The sequence below is a fragment of the Pseudomonas sp. GT1P32 genome (assembly GCF_054897805.1).
The window spans coordinates 5255738-5268609 of the sequence record NZ_CM142704.1 but is presented as its reverse complement, the minus strand read 5'-3'; the positions used below and the strand labels follow the sequence as shown (position 1 = coordinate 5268609).

At 60.7% G+C, this 12872-nt stretch carries 13 protein-coding genes; 4 read left to right on the top strand and 9 right to left on the bottom strand.

What is annotated here, in order from left to right; all coding sequences use genetic code 11:
• Nucleotides 1–49: 49 nt before the first annotated feature.
• Entirely contained in the window at nt 50–976 is a 927-nt protein-coding gene (yedA, locus tag ACYZUC_RS24145) for a drug/metabolite exporter YedA (protein WP_461990838.1), read from the bottom strand.
• 165 nt (nt 977–1141) lie between these two features.
• Here yedA and ACYZUC_RS24140 point away from each other — a divergent pair, with 165 nt between their 5' ends.
• Nucleotides 1142–1594: an Lrp/AsnC family transcriptional regulator gene (locus ACYZUC_RS24140; protein ID WP_008041273.1), complete on the top strand. Its 453-nt coding sequence runs from the start codon at nt 1142–1144 to the stop codon at nt 1592–1594.
• 106 nt (nt 1595–1700) lie between these two features.
• On the opposite strand, the gene ACYZUC_RS24135 is transcribed toward ACYZUC_RS24140, so the two are convergent.
• The 3 genes from ACYZUC_RS24135 to ACYZUC_RS24125 form a co-directional block, all read right to left on the bottom strand.
• Entirely contained in the window at nt 1701–2312 is a 612-nt protein-coding gene (locus tag ACYZUC_RS24135; protein ID WP_461953109.1) for a 3'-5' exonuclease, read from the bottom strand.
• 22 nt (nt 2313–2334) lie between these two features.
• Complete coding sequence (locus ACYZUC_RS24130) at nt 2335–2814, bottom strand: LabA-like NYN domain-containing protein (protein WP_008031749.1); 480 nt, start codon at nt 2812–2814, stop codon at nt 2335–2337.
• Between the two features lie 127 nt (nt 2815–2941).
• A complete protein-coding gene (locus ACYZUC_RS24125; RefSeq protein ID WP_461990835.1) occupies nt 2942–3685 on the bottom strand; it encodes a DUF2076 domain-containing protein in 744 nt (247 codons plus the stop codon).
• Nucleotides 3686–3864: 179 nt separating this feature from the next.
• Between ACYZUC_RS24125 and ACYZUC_RS24120 the strand changes: the two genes are divergently transcribed.
• Together ACYZUC_RS24120 and ACYZUC_RS24115 are read left to right on the top strand one after the other, a co-directional pair.
• A complete protein-coding gene (locus tag ACYZUC_RS24120; RefSeq protein ID WP_461996754.1) occupies nt 3865–4539 on the top strand; it encodes a YciC family protein in 675 nt (224 codons plus the stop codon).
• Nucleotides 4540–4605: 66 nt separating this feature from the next.
• Complete coding sequence (locus tag ACYZUC_RS24115) at nt 4606–5685, top strand: endonuclease/exonuclease/phosphatase family protein (protein WP_461990833.1); 1080 nt, start codon at nt 4606–4608, stop codon at nt 5683–5685.
• Nucleotides 5686–5813: 128 nt separating this feature from the next.
• On the opposite strand, the gene ACYZUC_RS24110 is transcribed toward ACYZUC_RS24115, so the two are convergent.
• The 5 genes from ACYZUC_RS24110 to ACYZUC_RS24090 all read right to left on the bottom strand — a co-directional run bounded on the left by ACYZUC_RS24110 (nt 5814) and on the right by ACYZUC_RS24090 (nt 11716).
• Nucleotides 5814–6650 (bottom strand): ABC transporter ATP-binding protein, encoded by an 837-nt coding sequence (locus ACYZUC_RS24110; RefSeq protein ID WP_008031755.1) that lies wholly within the window; start codon nt 6648–6650, stop codon nt 5814–5816.
• The gene (locus ACYZUC_RS24105) at nt 6638–7441 is read right to left on the bottom strand and encodes an ABC transporter permease (RefSeq protein WP_008031757.1); all 804 of its coding nucleotides are present in this window, start codon (nt 7439–7441) and stop codon (nt 6638–6640) included. The genes ACYZUC_RS24110 and ACYZUC_RS24105 overlap by 13 nt, the downstream gene beginning before the upstream one ends.
• A 9-nt stretch (nt 7442–7450) precedes the next feature.
• Entirely contained in the window at nt 7451–8437 is a 987-nt protein-coding gene (locus tag ACYZUC_RS24100) for an ABC transporter substrate-binding protein (protein ID WP_207285492.1), read from the bottom strand.
• Nucleotides 8438–8833: 396 nt separating this feature from the next.
• On the bottom strand, nt 8834–10204 hold the full coding sequence (locus ACYZUC_RS24095; RefSeq protein ID WP_008041264.1) for an aspartate aminotransferase family protein: 1371 nt from the start codon (nt 10202–10204) through the stop codon (nt 8834–8836).
• Between the two features lie 21 nt (nt 10205–10225).
• Entirely contained in the window at nt 10226–11716 is a 1491-nt protein-coding gene (locus ACYZUC_RS24090; protein ID WP_461996753.1) for an aldehyde dehydrogenase, read from the bottom strand.
• 226 nt (nt 11717–11942) lie between these two features.
• Here ACYZUC_RS24090 and ACYZUC_RS24085 point away from each other — a divergent pair, with 226 nt between their 5' ends.
• Complete coding sequence (locus tag ACYZUC_RS24085; protein ID WP_192418881.1) at nt 11943–12857, top strand: LysR substrate-binding domain-containing protein; 915 nt, start codon at nt 11943–11945, stop codon at nt 12855–12857.
• Nucleotides 12858–12872 lie beyond the last annotated feature (15 nt).

Genomic DNA, 12872 nt, shown 5'->3' with positions numbered 1-12872 from the left:
ATTACCGTAGGAAAAATCAGAGCGGGTATGCAATGGCGCGCAGTTTACCCTAATTCACACGGGATTCTGTCGGCACCGCTACGGCGGGCTGCACAGGCGTCCGACGCCACTGCGGCAAACCGATCAGCACCACCGCGCTGATGATCACCAGCATAGCCAAGGCTTCTTCGATACCGATGGTCTCGCCGACAAACACGATCCCCAGCAACACCGCCACCGCCGGGTTGACGTAGGCATAACTGGTGGCCGCTGCCGGACGCACGTTTTTCAACAGGTACATGTAGGCGTTGAACGCGATGATCGAGCCGAAGAAGGTCAGATAGGCCAAGGCCGCCCATCCTTCAATCGGTGGCATGGCTTCCAGATGTTCGCCGCTCAGCGCACTGCCGATCAGCAGCGCCACGCCGCCCACCAGCATTTCCACGGCACTGGCCATCGCGCCTTGGGGCAACGGCAAGTGTTTGCTCCAGACCGAACCGAACGCCCATGCCGCCGCCGCAAAGATCAGCAACATCGCACCCAGCGGGCTCGATTGCAGGTTGGAACCGAGGTTGAGCATGGCGATGCCGATCAGCCCGAGCACAATCCCCGCCCATTCGAGACGGGTATTACGCGCGCCCCAGAAATAGCCGCAGAGCAAGGTAAACAACGGCACCGTCGCCACCGCCAATGCCGCGACGCCGGAAGCGACACCCATGTGTTCCGCCACACTGACCCCGCCGTTACCGCACGCCAGCAGCAAAATCCCGATGATCCCCGCCGCTTTCCACTGCGCCCAGGTCGGTGCCGGCGCCCCGCGCCAGCGCAGGAAGGCGTACATCAACGTGCCGGCGATGACGAAGCGAATACCGGCGAGCAGCAACGGCGGCCAAGACTCCACGCCGATACGGATCACCAGATAAGTCGAGCCCCAAATCACGTACAAGGCGAAAAAGGCAGCGATCAACGGTAGGGGAAAACGACGGAGGCCAGGCATGGGGGCAGCTCGCAGGCAAGGACAAATGAACAGCTATTCTAGAAAGGCGAACAGCAGAAAATAAGTTACAAAACCTGTTTATAGCGCCAGTACACTTTTCAAATCACGGAGATCAGCGCTATATACCGTGTTTTCGAAAGTCAGCCATTTTTCAGGAATTCGCTCATGGATAAATACGACCGCATGCTCCTCAGCGCCCTGCTGGAAAACGGTCGTGCGTCCTACGCCGACCTCGCGCGCAAGGTCAACCTGTCCGCCCCGGCCGTGGCCGAGCGAGTGGCCAAACTTGAGGCCAGCGGGGTGATTACCGGTTATCAGGCGAAAGTCGACATGGCCAAGCTAGGGCTGCCGATTCAATGCGTGATCGAACTGCGCCTGAACCAGCACGGTAATCAAAAGGCCTACGACGACCTGATCAAAATCCCACAGCTGACCGAATGTCACCGAGTGACAGGTGATCCATGCGTGATCATGCAAGCGGCGGTGGGTTCGATGCCGGAACTGGAAGAGCTGATCAACCGGATTGCCACGTTCGGGTTCAGCAAGACGTCGATCGTATTGTCGAGCGCGATAGAGAAGCGCGTGCCGTTGGGGCAGTTGGAGGGGAACGGTAAGTAGTGATGCGACTGACGCCTTCGCGGGCAAGCCTCGCTCCTACAGGATTTCATCGTACCCGTAGGAGCGAGGCTTGCCCTCGAAGAGGCCCGTCCGAACACCGCTGAACTTAAAACCCGCGATGGCGCTTGAGGTGTTCGTTGATTTTGGCCGCCGGCACTTTCTGCAGGCTGACCAACAAATCATGGGACAACTCCCGCAGCCCGTGCTTCTGCCGCAGTTCCTGCGCCAGATGCGCCGTCAGGTTGGCCGCCATCTCGGCGTCGGCCATCGCCCGGTGAGCCTGGCCGGTGTGGGGCAACTGGGCGAAAGTGGTGAGCGTACCGAGTTTGTGATTCGGCGCAGCCGGCATCAAGCGGCGGGCCAGTAGCAGCGAGCAGGCAAAGTTCTGCAACCGCGTGCGTTTGATTCGCCCCAGCTCAAAGTCCCAGAACTTCTGGTCGAACGCGGCATTGTGGGCCAGCAGCGGCGTGGTGCCGACAAACTCGTTGACCTCGTTCATCACCTGTTCCGCCGACGGCGCGGTGCGCAGCATGGCGTTGCTGATGCCGGTGAGTTGTTCGATGAAGGCCGGGACGCGTACGCCGGCGTTCATCAGGCTCTGGTAACGCTCGACGATGCGCCCCTGTTCAAGGATCACCACGGCAATTTCCGTGGCCCGGCAGCTGCTGCTCGGGGAGATCCCGGTGGTTTCAAAGTCGATGACTGCTATGCGTTCCAAACCTGTTTCAACTCCGTAAAAATCAATTCTTGAGCAGCAACGCGCCTTCGATCGGCACGTAGCGGCTGGCGGCGCGGATCAGCGAGTTGGCCGTCAGGCCCGGTACGCCGTAAGCCACCGCTTGTACGCCGTGCTTGGCGATGATGCGTTCCAGCAACATGTCGAAATCACCGTCACCGGAGGCCAGCACCACTTCGTCGACGTGATCGGCGGCGTCCATGATGTCGAGGGTGATGCCCACGTCCCAGTCGCCCTTGGCCGAGCCGTCGCTGCGCTGGATGTAGGGTTTGAGCTTCACGGTGAAGCCGAGGTTGCGCAGGATCTGCTGGAACTGCTGCTGTTTGCTGTCGCCGCGATCGATCGCGTAGGCATAGGCTTCGACGATATCGCCCTGCTTGCTGATGTCAGCCCACAGCGCGGCGTAGTTGAAGTGGCAACCATAGGCCTGGCGCACGGTGTAGTAGAGGTTCTGGACATCGGCGAACACTGCAATTTTTTTCACCGTGCATCCTCTTTCGCGCAGGCGGGATCAGGCACCGGGCCCGAAAAGTTGCCCAGTATGCCAGCCCGGAGGATTGTTCCGCGAATAATCAGCCCGGAGCGCCGCAGCGCTCCGGACGAATGGCGTGTCAGACGAAGGAATCGTCGTCGCCGCCGAAGAACGATGAGCTGTCATCGTTGTAGTCGGTGTCGGCATAGTCTTGGGAGTTGTCAGCCACGCGCTGGTCATCGCCCCAGCCGTTGTCACCGCCGTGGTCGTTGACCTGCGCCGGCTCTTCCTTGATCACTTCAACCACTTCCGGCTGCTGGTTGTGATGGAACAGGCTGCTGATGCCTTGTGCCAGCATCACGCCACCCGCCACACCCGCTGCAGTTTTCAGCGCGCCGCCGAGGAAACCGCTGCCAACCGCCGGTGCCGGCTGTTGCGGCGCGTAGTTCTGCTGCGGTGGCGGTGCACCGAAATTCTGCTGTGGCGGCTGCGCGTTGAACGACGGCCGTCCCGGCTCACGCCAGCCGCCGCTGGACGGCGGTGCACTTGGCGCAGGCGTCTCACGGGAACTGCCACCGAAAATGCTCGACAGGAACCCACCACTGCTCGGCGCCGGAGCAGGTGCCTGGGACTTGGCCGATTGCAGTTCGGCCTGCAATTGCTGGATTTGCTCGGTGAGTTGCTTGTTCTGTGCGTCGAGGCTCTTGATTGCTGCCTCTTGCACCAGAATCGCCTGGGTCATGAAGTAGCCCGCCGCGGGTTGGCGAGTCAGGTGTTCCTTGATCCGCGCCTCGGCCAGGGCATCGCGCGGGGCTGCGTCCGTTTCGGCCTGTTGCAGCCGGGAAAACAGTCCATCGATCAGGGTTTGTTCTTCAGTGTTCATGGCGACCTCGTAGATTGCCGGGGAAAATCGTTGACCTTCTCGAAGGAGGATACGGTGCTCGACCTTAATGGAGGCTGAAACAAGTTGTTTCAATGAGCTTTACCGAACGTTTACGTTTGCGCCCCGAAGCGCTGCATCGGTTAAAGTGGGCCACTGCTTTCAACCTGCGATACCGACTGATGAATCCGTTCGATGTACTGCGTGACTCGTTGTATTTCTTTAAGCGCAATCTGAGCCAGATCGTGCGGCTGTGCCTGCCGCTGGTGATTTTCGAAGCGCTGCTGCAACAAGTGGTCGACCACAACACCGTGCCGGACAGCTTTCCCGGCGTCAGCGTGATCGTTGGCCTGCTGGTGTACCCGCTGTACACCGCCGCCCTGATCCTGTTTCTCGACGCGCGCAGCCGTGGCGAATCACCGCGAAACCGTGACCTGCTGACAAGAGCCGCGTGGCTGTGGCCGCGCTTTGCACTGCTCACGGCGCTCAATACCTTGATGATCCTGCTCGGCCTGTCGTTGTACTTCCTGCCGGGCATCTGGCTGATGGTGACGTTGGCGTTCAGCGAATACCTGCTGGTGCTGCGCGGCCTGGCGCCACTGGCGGCAATGAAAGAAAGCCTGCGCATGACCCGCGGTCATTTCCTGCGCATTCTGGTATGCATCCTGTGTGTGATGGGTCCGTTGTGGGTGCTCAAGGGTGTGACAGTCAACGTGTATCCGGAACCGCAGAACCCGGTGATTTCCCTGCTGATCGACAGCGCCCACAGCTTCCTGCAACTGTTCACCAGCGTGGTGTTGTTCCGTTTGTTCATGTTGATCAGCGACGTTCCCGAGAAAATCGACCGCCCGCTCTGATCGTGGGCTTCGGCCCGACACTCGGTTATGCTCGGATCCATCTTTTGTAACGCTATAAGCCGAGCCATGACCCGACTACTGCGCTACACCCTGCTGGGCCTGTTGATAGCAATCGGCCTGATTGCCTTGCTGATCTACAGCCTGACCTGGCGCCCCGAAGCCAAGGAAGTTTTGCCCGTCAGTTGCAACGCTCAAGCACCGACACTGGTGCCCGGCCAGGCGCTGAAAGTGATGACCTGGAACGTTCAGTACCTGGCGGGTAAGCGCTATGTGTTCTGGAATGACCTGGCCGCCGGCGACGACGAAAAACCGACGCCTGAAGACATGGCCTTCAGCCTCGATGAAGTGGCGCGGGTGATTCGTGACGAACAACCGGACATCGTGTTGCTGCAAGAGCTCGATGACGACGCCAAGGCCAGCGATTACCAGAACCAGTTCAAACTGCTTCAGGAACGCCTCGCCGACCTCTATCCGTGCAGCGCCCATGCCTTCGACTGGAAAGCCGACTTCGTGCCGCAACCGCACATCTTCGGCAGTGTCGGCCGGCAACTGGCAACCCTCAGCCGCTACCGGATCGAACACGCCGAACGCCTGCAACTGCCGGTCGCGCCGGCCAACTTCATCAGTCGCCAGTTCCAGCCGAAAAATGCCTTGCTGGCCACTTACCTGCCGTTGAGCGACGGCGGGCAACTGGCGGTCCTCAACACCCATCTGGACCGTGCGACCCAACCTGACGAAACGCTACAGACCCAGGTGACGGCGGTGGCCAAAGTCCTCGACAAATACGAAAGCCATAGCACCCCGTGGCTGATCGGCGGCGACTTCAACCTGTTGCCGCTGGGGCAATATCGACGCCTTCCCACCGAACAACGCACGCCCTACTCCGCCGACAGCGCGTTGCACCTGTTGTGGGACAAGTACCCGATGATCCCGACCAACAATGAAGCCAGCGGCATCGATCGGGCACGTTGGTTGACGCACTACCCGAATGATCCAGGCTTGAACGGCCCGGACCGCACCGTCGATTACCTGTTTTACAGCCCTCGGATCAAACGGGTCGAGGCGACGGTGCGACAGGACGATACCTTGCGGATCTCCGATCACTTACCGGTGATAGCGCGGTTCCTCCTGCCGGCAGCACCGTAATCCCAGGCTAAACGCAAAACCCTGTAGGAGCCAGCTTGCTGGCGATAGCGGTGGGTCAGTCAACGAAGATGTTGGATGTGATGGCCTCATCGCCAGCAAGCCGGCTCCTACAGGGGATTGCGTGACACTCAATGCACCTCCTCCAGGTCGTCATGCAGCAGCCCGAAAATATCGCGCTTCATCTCGATAAATGAACGCTCCATGACCATGTCCAGGGTCCGTGGGCGTTCGATTGGCACGTCCAGAATCTGCTTGATCCGCCCTGGTCTGGCGCCCATCACGTAGACCCGGTCACCCAGCAGAATCGCCTCGTCGATATCGTGGGTCACGAACAGCACAGTCTTCTTGCTGTTGCCCCAGACGCGCAATAACAGCTGCTGCATTTGCAGGCGCGTCTGGCTGTCGAGGGCGCCGAAGGGTTCGTCCATCAGCAGGATTTGCGGGTCGTTGGCCAGTGCGCGGGCAATCGCCACCCGCTGCATCATGCCGCCCGACAGCTGCTTGGCGTAGTTGTCGGCGAACCCGCTGAGACCGACTTCGTTGACGTAGTAATCGACGATGTCCTTGCGCTGCGCCGCCGCCATGCCGCGACGCTTGAGGCCGAACTCGACGTTCTGTCGCACAGTCAGCCACGGGAACAGCGTGTAGCTCTGGAACACCATGCCGCGATCCGCACCCGGCCCCTGCACTTGCTGACCGCCGACGTAGATCTCGCCTTCCGTGGGCTCGTTCAAACCGGCGGTGAGGTACAGCAAGCTCGACTTGCCGCAACCCGATGGCCCGACCAGCACCGCGAACTGCTGATCCGGAACTTCGAACGAAACCTGATCCAGCGCGGTGAACACGCCGCCGTCGGGCTTCTGGTAACGCAGGCTGACTTTGTCCACTTGCAAACGAGGCGCGGCGTAGGCCGGGGCAGCCATCGGTGTGACGATACGCGGGTTGACGGCGGTTACTGAGCCCATGCGGCAATCCTCAGACGAAGGAAACGGAACAGTTGATCGGTGACCAGGCCCAACAGGCCGATGATCGCGATGGCGAGGAAAATCACATCCACCTGAAAGCCGCGCATGGCCTTAAGACTCAAGTAACCCAGGCCACTGGAAGCGGCGACCAGTTCGGCGACCACCAGGTACGTCCAGGCCCAGCCCATGGTCACGCGCAAGGTGTCGAGCACACCCGGCAACGAGGCCGGTGCGATCACATGCAACACCGCATCGCGGCGGTTCGAACCGAGTGTGTAAGAGGCATTGATCAGGTCTTTGGAGATGCCTTTTGACACGTCCGCGATCATCACCAGTTGCTGGAAGAACACGCCGAAGATGATTACCGAGACACGCTGCTCCAGACCGATACCGATCCACAGAATGAACAGCGGCACGAACGAGGTCACTGGCAGGTAGCGGATGAAATTGACCATCGGTTCGAGGAACGCCTGAACGATGCGGAAGCTGCCCATCAGCAACCCCAACGGCACCGCCACCAGCGACGAAACGACGAAACCGACCACCACCACTTCAAGACTGGCCCACACGTGCAAACCGAGCGTGCCGTCGCGGCTCAGGCGCACGGCGGCTTCGACCACCGCGCCCGGCGTCGGCAAGAACATGCCCGGCACCACGCCGCCGTAAGACAACCCGGCCCACAGGCCAACCAACAACACCCAGGCCAGGCCGCTCGCGCTCCAGATCACCGAAACCGGCAAGCCGGTCTTGGGCGTGATGCAACGGCTCAGCCATGAATTGCGCTTGAACATGCGAACCTCCTACAGCGGGCTGACGAAACGGTTGTCGATCAGGTCGTCATTGCTGACGCTGTAGGGTTTGCCCTGCAATTCACTGGCGGTTTCGTTGGCCAGTTTGATCAACGGTTCGCTGTCACCCGGATTGCCCGGCGAGCCCAGGAGTTTTTCGCTCATGGCCTGATCGTAGAAGCGCACGCCTTGCGCGGCGGCTTCCAGTTCCTTCGGATCGGCGAGGTAGCCGCCGACGCCCTTGGCCATGATTTTGTAGGCTTCCTGCGGATGGTCCTTGGTGTACTGCACTGCTTTGTACAGACCGGCGACCAACGCCTTGACGTCTTCCGGCTGTTTCTCGATGACCGTGCAGTTGAGCGCGACCACATCGACGATCACGCCTGGTGTGCTGCTGCTGTCGATCAAGACTTTGCCTTGTTTCTTGTCACGCACCATCGACAGGTGCGGTTCCCACGTCACGGCGGCCGGCACACGACCGGCGATGAACGCGGTGGCGGCGTCGTCAGCCGTCATGTTCTGCACGGTGATGTCGCTCATGCTCATGCCGTGTTTTTTCAGCAGGTACGAGAGCCAGAACTGCGAAGTGGAACCTTCGTTCACCGCCACGGCTTTGCCTTTCAGCTCCTGCAGGCTCTTGATGTCCTTGCCCACCAGAACACCGTCGCCACCATGGCTGTCATCGAGTGCGGCTACGGCCTTGAAGCAAAATTGCGGACGGTATTTCAGTACTTCGTCGATGGTCGACGCCGAGCCGGACAATTCGCCCGAGGCTTGCGCGGCCATGTACATCGAAGCCTCTTCGACGACGGGCAACTCGACGGTCAAACCGCCTTCCTTGAAGTAGCCCAGGTCCTGGGCGAGGTAGAGCGTGCCGTAACCGACCCATGTGGTATGGCCTATGGACAGGGTGCCGGCCTGGGCGCTGGTGGCGACCGTGGCGGCGATGGCGGTGATCGCCAGTGGATGAGCGACGCGGGTTAGCAAGGACTTGATCATGGAGCACTCCCAAAGCTGTTGATTTAGTTTTGTCATGGGCAGTACGGCCAGCAGCCCTGGTGAAGCGCTGCCACTTGTGGTCTCTGATGGACCTTTGGTGGGCAGCGCTCGGCTGACTGGCGAGGTCGATGTTGGACCAAGGTGGGGATTAGGAAAATTAGGAAATATGTCGATGGGAGTGATGAAAAAACTGGGTAGCGTGCGCGGTAAAAGGGCGGGGTTGGCGGGGGTGCACGGGCTTTGTGCAAAAGGTGAGAGGTGTGGTGAATCGACAAAAGCTTTCGCGGGCAAGCCTCGCTCCTACAGGTTATGTGTCAGGCCTAAAATCCGAGGCCGACAATAAACCTGTAGGAGCGAGGCTTGCCCGCGAAAAGGTCCGCAGGACCTTCGGCTACATCAGAGCCGCCCGTATTCCTGCGCCGTACGATCGACCGCTTTCAGCGTCTTGCCAACCAACTCATCCACTTCCTCACGACTGGCAATCAACGCCGGCGCCATGATCATCCGCCCCAGCGTCGAACGAATGATCACCCCCTCCTCAAACCCAATCGTGCGGCAACGCCAGGCAATGTCGTTCTCGTTGGCAAAGCGCTTGCGACTGGTTTTGTCTTCGGCCAACTGCAACGCCGCCACCATCCCGACACCCTGGATATCCCCCACCAACGGGTGGTTGCCGAACACCTCGCGCAAGCACTGTTGCAGGTACGGCCCGATGTCGTCCTTGACCCTCGTCACCACGCCTTCATCGCGCAACGCCTTGAGGTTGGCGATGGCCACCGCTGCCGCCACCGGGTGTCCGGAATAGGTCAGGCCGTGGGCAAACACCCCGCCCTGCTCCACCAATACCTGCGCCATTTTTTTCGACAGGATCAGCCCGCCCATGGGGATGTAGCCGGAGGTCAGCCCCTTGGCAATCGACAGCGTGTCCGGCTCGAAACCGAAGTGCTCGTGGGCGAACCATTCGCCAGTGCGACCGAAGCCGCCGATCACTTCATCGGCGCACAACAGCACGTCGTACTTGCGGCAAATCCGCTGAATCTCCGGCCAGTAACTTTCTGGCGGGAAGATCATCCCGCCCGCACCCTGGAACGGCTCGGCGATAAACCCGGCGACCTTGTCGGCGCCCAGTTCGAGAATCTTCGCTTCCAGTTGCTGCGCCGCCCGCAGGCCGAATTCAGCCGGGGTCAGGTTGCCTTCGTGGGCGAAGAAGTACGGCTCGTCGATGTGCTCGATGTCCGGCAGCATGCCGCCCATTTCGTGCATGAACTTCATGCCGCCGAGCGCCGTCGCCGCCAGTGTCGAACCGTGGTAACCGTTCCAGCGACCGATCATGACTTTCTTCTCGGGCTTGCCGAGGATGGTCCAGTAACGGCGCACGGTGCGGATCAGCACCTCGTTCGCTTCGGAGCCGGAGTTGGTGTAGATCGCGTGGCTGTAGTGCCCCGGCAACAGGCTGAACAGCAGCTCCGAAAGCTCGATCACCTGCGGGTGAGTGGTGTGGAAAAACATGTTGTAGTACGGCAGTTGCTCAAGCTGCTGAGCCGCTGCCGCCGCCAGATCCTTGCGACCGTAACCGAGGTTGGTGCACCACAACCCGGACATGCCGTCGAGGTAGCGCCGACCATCGTTGTCCCACAGGTGCAGGCGCTCGCCACGGACCATCACCCGTGGTCCTTCATCGTTGAGCGCTTTCTGATCGACGAATGCGTGGATGTGGTGCGCAGCGTCGGCGGCCTGGTAGTCGCGGGTTTCACGTGGTGTGGTCATCGCCAGTTCTCCGTTTTGTTATTAGCGCAGTTGAAACCAGGTGGTCTTCAACTGGGTGTATTTATCGAATGAGTGCAGCGACAGGTCACGGCCAAAACCGGACTGCTTGCCGCCGCCGAACGGCACCGTCACGTCGAGCGCATCAACACTGTTCACCGACACCGTGCCGGCGCGCAATTGCCGCGCCACGCGGTGGGCGCGATTGAGGTCGTCGGTCCACAGCGAAGCGGCCAGGCCGTAGACGCTGTCGTTGGCCAGTTGCAAGGCGTGTGCCTCGTCATCGAACGCCGTGACGGCCAGTACCGGGCCGAACACTTCGTCGCGAAACAGCGGCATGTCCGGGCTCACGTTAGTGAAAATCGTTGGCTGGATGAAGTTGTCGGAGCCGTTGAAAATCGACTGTCGACCGCCGCACACCTTGGTCGCACCCTGGCGCTGGGCTTGCTCGATGAACTTCATGATGCGCGCGGTCTGACGGCTGTCGACGATCGCCCCGGCGCTGCTCGACGGGTCCAGCGGATCGCCCGGCAGCCAGCGTTCGGCCTGCGCCTTGAGGCGCTCGACGAACTCGTCATGGATCGAACGCTGCACCAGCAACCGCGAGTTGGCCGAACACACTTCGCCCTGATTGAAGAAGATGCCGAACGCGGCTTTCTCGGCCGCCAGATCCAGGTCCTGACAATCGGCGAACACCAGATTGGCGCTCTTGCCACCGCATTCCAGCCACACCTGTTTCAGGTTCGATTGCGCGGAATACTGCATGAAAAATTTGCCGACTTCAGTGGAGCCGGTGAACACCAGGCAATCGACGTCTGGATGCAAACCGAGGGCTTTGCCGGTCTGCTCGCCGAGGCCCGGCAGCACGTTGAGCACGCCTGCTGGCAAGCCGGCTTCAAGCGCCAACTCGGCCAGACGCAGGGCGGAAAACGGTGATTGCTCGGCGGGTTTGAGGATCACCGAATTGCCTGCCGCCAGTGCTGGCGCGAGCTTCCACGCGGCCATGTCCAGCGGGAAGTTCCACGGCACCACGGCGGCGATCACGCCCAGCGCTTCGCGGGTGATGGTCGCCAACACGTTTTGCGCGCTCGGCGCGATCTGGTCGTAGAGTTTGTCGAGGCTTTCGGCGTACCAGCGAAACACCCCGGCCGCGCCCGGCACGTCGATGTTGTAGGCGTCCATCACTGGCTTGCCCATGTTCAGAGAATCCAGCAGCGCCAGTTCTTCGCGGTGGGTCATGATCAGATCGGCCAGACGCAGCAGCACTTGCTTGCGCTCGTTTGGCGAACGCGCCGACCAGGTGCCGGCCTCGAACACCTGCCGCGCATTTTTGACGGCGGCGTTCACTTCTTCATCACCGCACGCTGTCACGTTGGCCAGGCGCTGGCCGGTGGCCGGGTTGATCGCGGCGAAGGTTTGCCCCGACTGCGCCGAACGGGGTTTGCCATCAATCAGGGCCTGGTCGGGAAACGCCAGCGCAGCGGCCTTGTTTTGCCAGTAGGTAAGCTCGAACACGTTCAGATGCTCCATGGGCTTTTCTTGTGAATTGGATGGTGGCCCAGGCCCGTGTCGAGGAAAAATAGTAAAAATGTCTTCGCAGACCATGAAAAAACTGGGCAGCCCATCTCCCCGGTCGTGCGGTATGTGGTTATTGTTCAGGCACAACAACACCGTCGTCAGAACGGATGCAGTCGGCGCAAAAATTGCCTGGATGTCGAGTCCATCCACCCCGAGGTTTGCCGTGGCTGCCTACAACCTGCGTCAATTGAAGTACTTCATCACCACCGTCGAATGCGGCAGCGTCGCCGAGGCCTCGCGCAAGCTGTACATCGCCCAGCCGGCGATCTCCACGGCGATCAAAGGCCTGGAAGACAGCTTCGGCGTGCAATTGCTGATCCGTCATCACGCCCAAGGCGTGTCCCTGACCCCCAGTGGTGCACGCTTCTACCGCAAGGCCCAGGAACTGCTGCGCATGGCCAAGGAGTTCGAACAGAACGCCCTGGCCGACAACGACGTGGTGGCCGGGCAAATCGACATCGGCTGCTTCGAAACCGTCGCGCCGCTGTACCTGCCGCAATTGATTGCCGGGTTCTCGGCGCTGTATCCCGGCGTGAAAATCCGAATTCGCGACGGTGAGCAACAAGAGCTGGTGCAAGGCCTGACCTCGGGCACCTTCGACCTGGCGATCCTCTATGAACACGACCTCGACGCCACCATCGAAACCGAACCCTTGATGCCGGCGCAGCGGCCTTATGCCTTGCTGCCGGCGGACCATCGCTTCGCCCAACTCAAGCAAGTGTCCCTGCGCGACCTGTGCCTGGAGCCGATGATCCTGCTGGACGTGCAACCGAGCCGGACCTACTTCGTCAGCCTGTTCGAAGAACTGGGCCTGTCGCCGAACATTGCGTTCAGCTCACCGTCGATCGAAATGGTCCGGGGCATGGTCGGGCAAGGGTTCGGCTTTTCGATCCTGGTCACCCGCCCGCACTCGGAATGCACCTACGACGGGCAGAAAGTGGTGTGCGTGGACATCGTCGAAGACGTCACCGGCTCAGGATTGGTGGCGGCGTGGCTGAAGCGCGGGCAGTTGACCAAACCCGCGCAGTTGTTTGCCGACTATTGCCGGGAGCAGTTGACGGCCAAGGCCGGTGCTTGAATGCCCCGGCCCCTT

Coding starts and splice junctions, on each gene's coding strand:
- ACYZUC_RS24125 (WP_461990835.1), bottom strand. CDS start 3,685: ATGAACACTGAAGAACAAACCCTGATCGATGGACTGTTTTCCCGGCTG.
- ACYZUC_RS24110 (WP_008031755.1), bottom strand. CDS start 6,650: ATGGGCTCAGTAACCGCCGTCAACCCGCGTATCGTCACACCGATGGCT.
- ACYZUC_RS24120 (WP_461996754.1), top strand. CDS start 3,865: ATGAATCCGTTCGATGTACTGCGTGACTCGTTGTATTTCTTTAAGCGC.
- ACYZUC_RS24100 (WP_207285492.1), bottom strand. CDS start 8,437: ATGATCAAGTCCTTGCTAACCCGCGTCGCTCATCCACTGGCGATCACC.
- ACYZUC_RS24115 (WP_461990833.1), top strand. CDS start 4,606: ATGACCCGACTACTGCGCTACACCCTGCTGGGCCTGTTGATAGCAATC.
- ACYZUC_RS24105 (WP_008031757.1), bottom strand. CDS start 7,441: ATGTTCAAGCGCAATTCATGGCTGAGCCGTTGCATCACGCCCAAGACC.
- ACYZUC_RS24140 (WP_008041273.1), top strand. CDS start 1,142: ATGGATAAATACGACCGCATGCTCCTCAGCGCCCTGCTGGAAAACGGT.
- ACYZUC_RS24095 (WP_008041264.1), bottom strand. CDS start 10,204: ATGACCACACCACGTGAAACCCGCGACTACCAGGCCGCCGACGCTGCG.
- yedA (WP_461990838.1), bottom strand. CDS start 976: ATGCCTGGCCTCCGTCGTTTTCCCCTACCGTTGATCGCTGCCTTTTTC.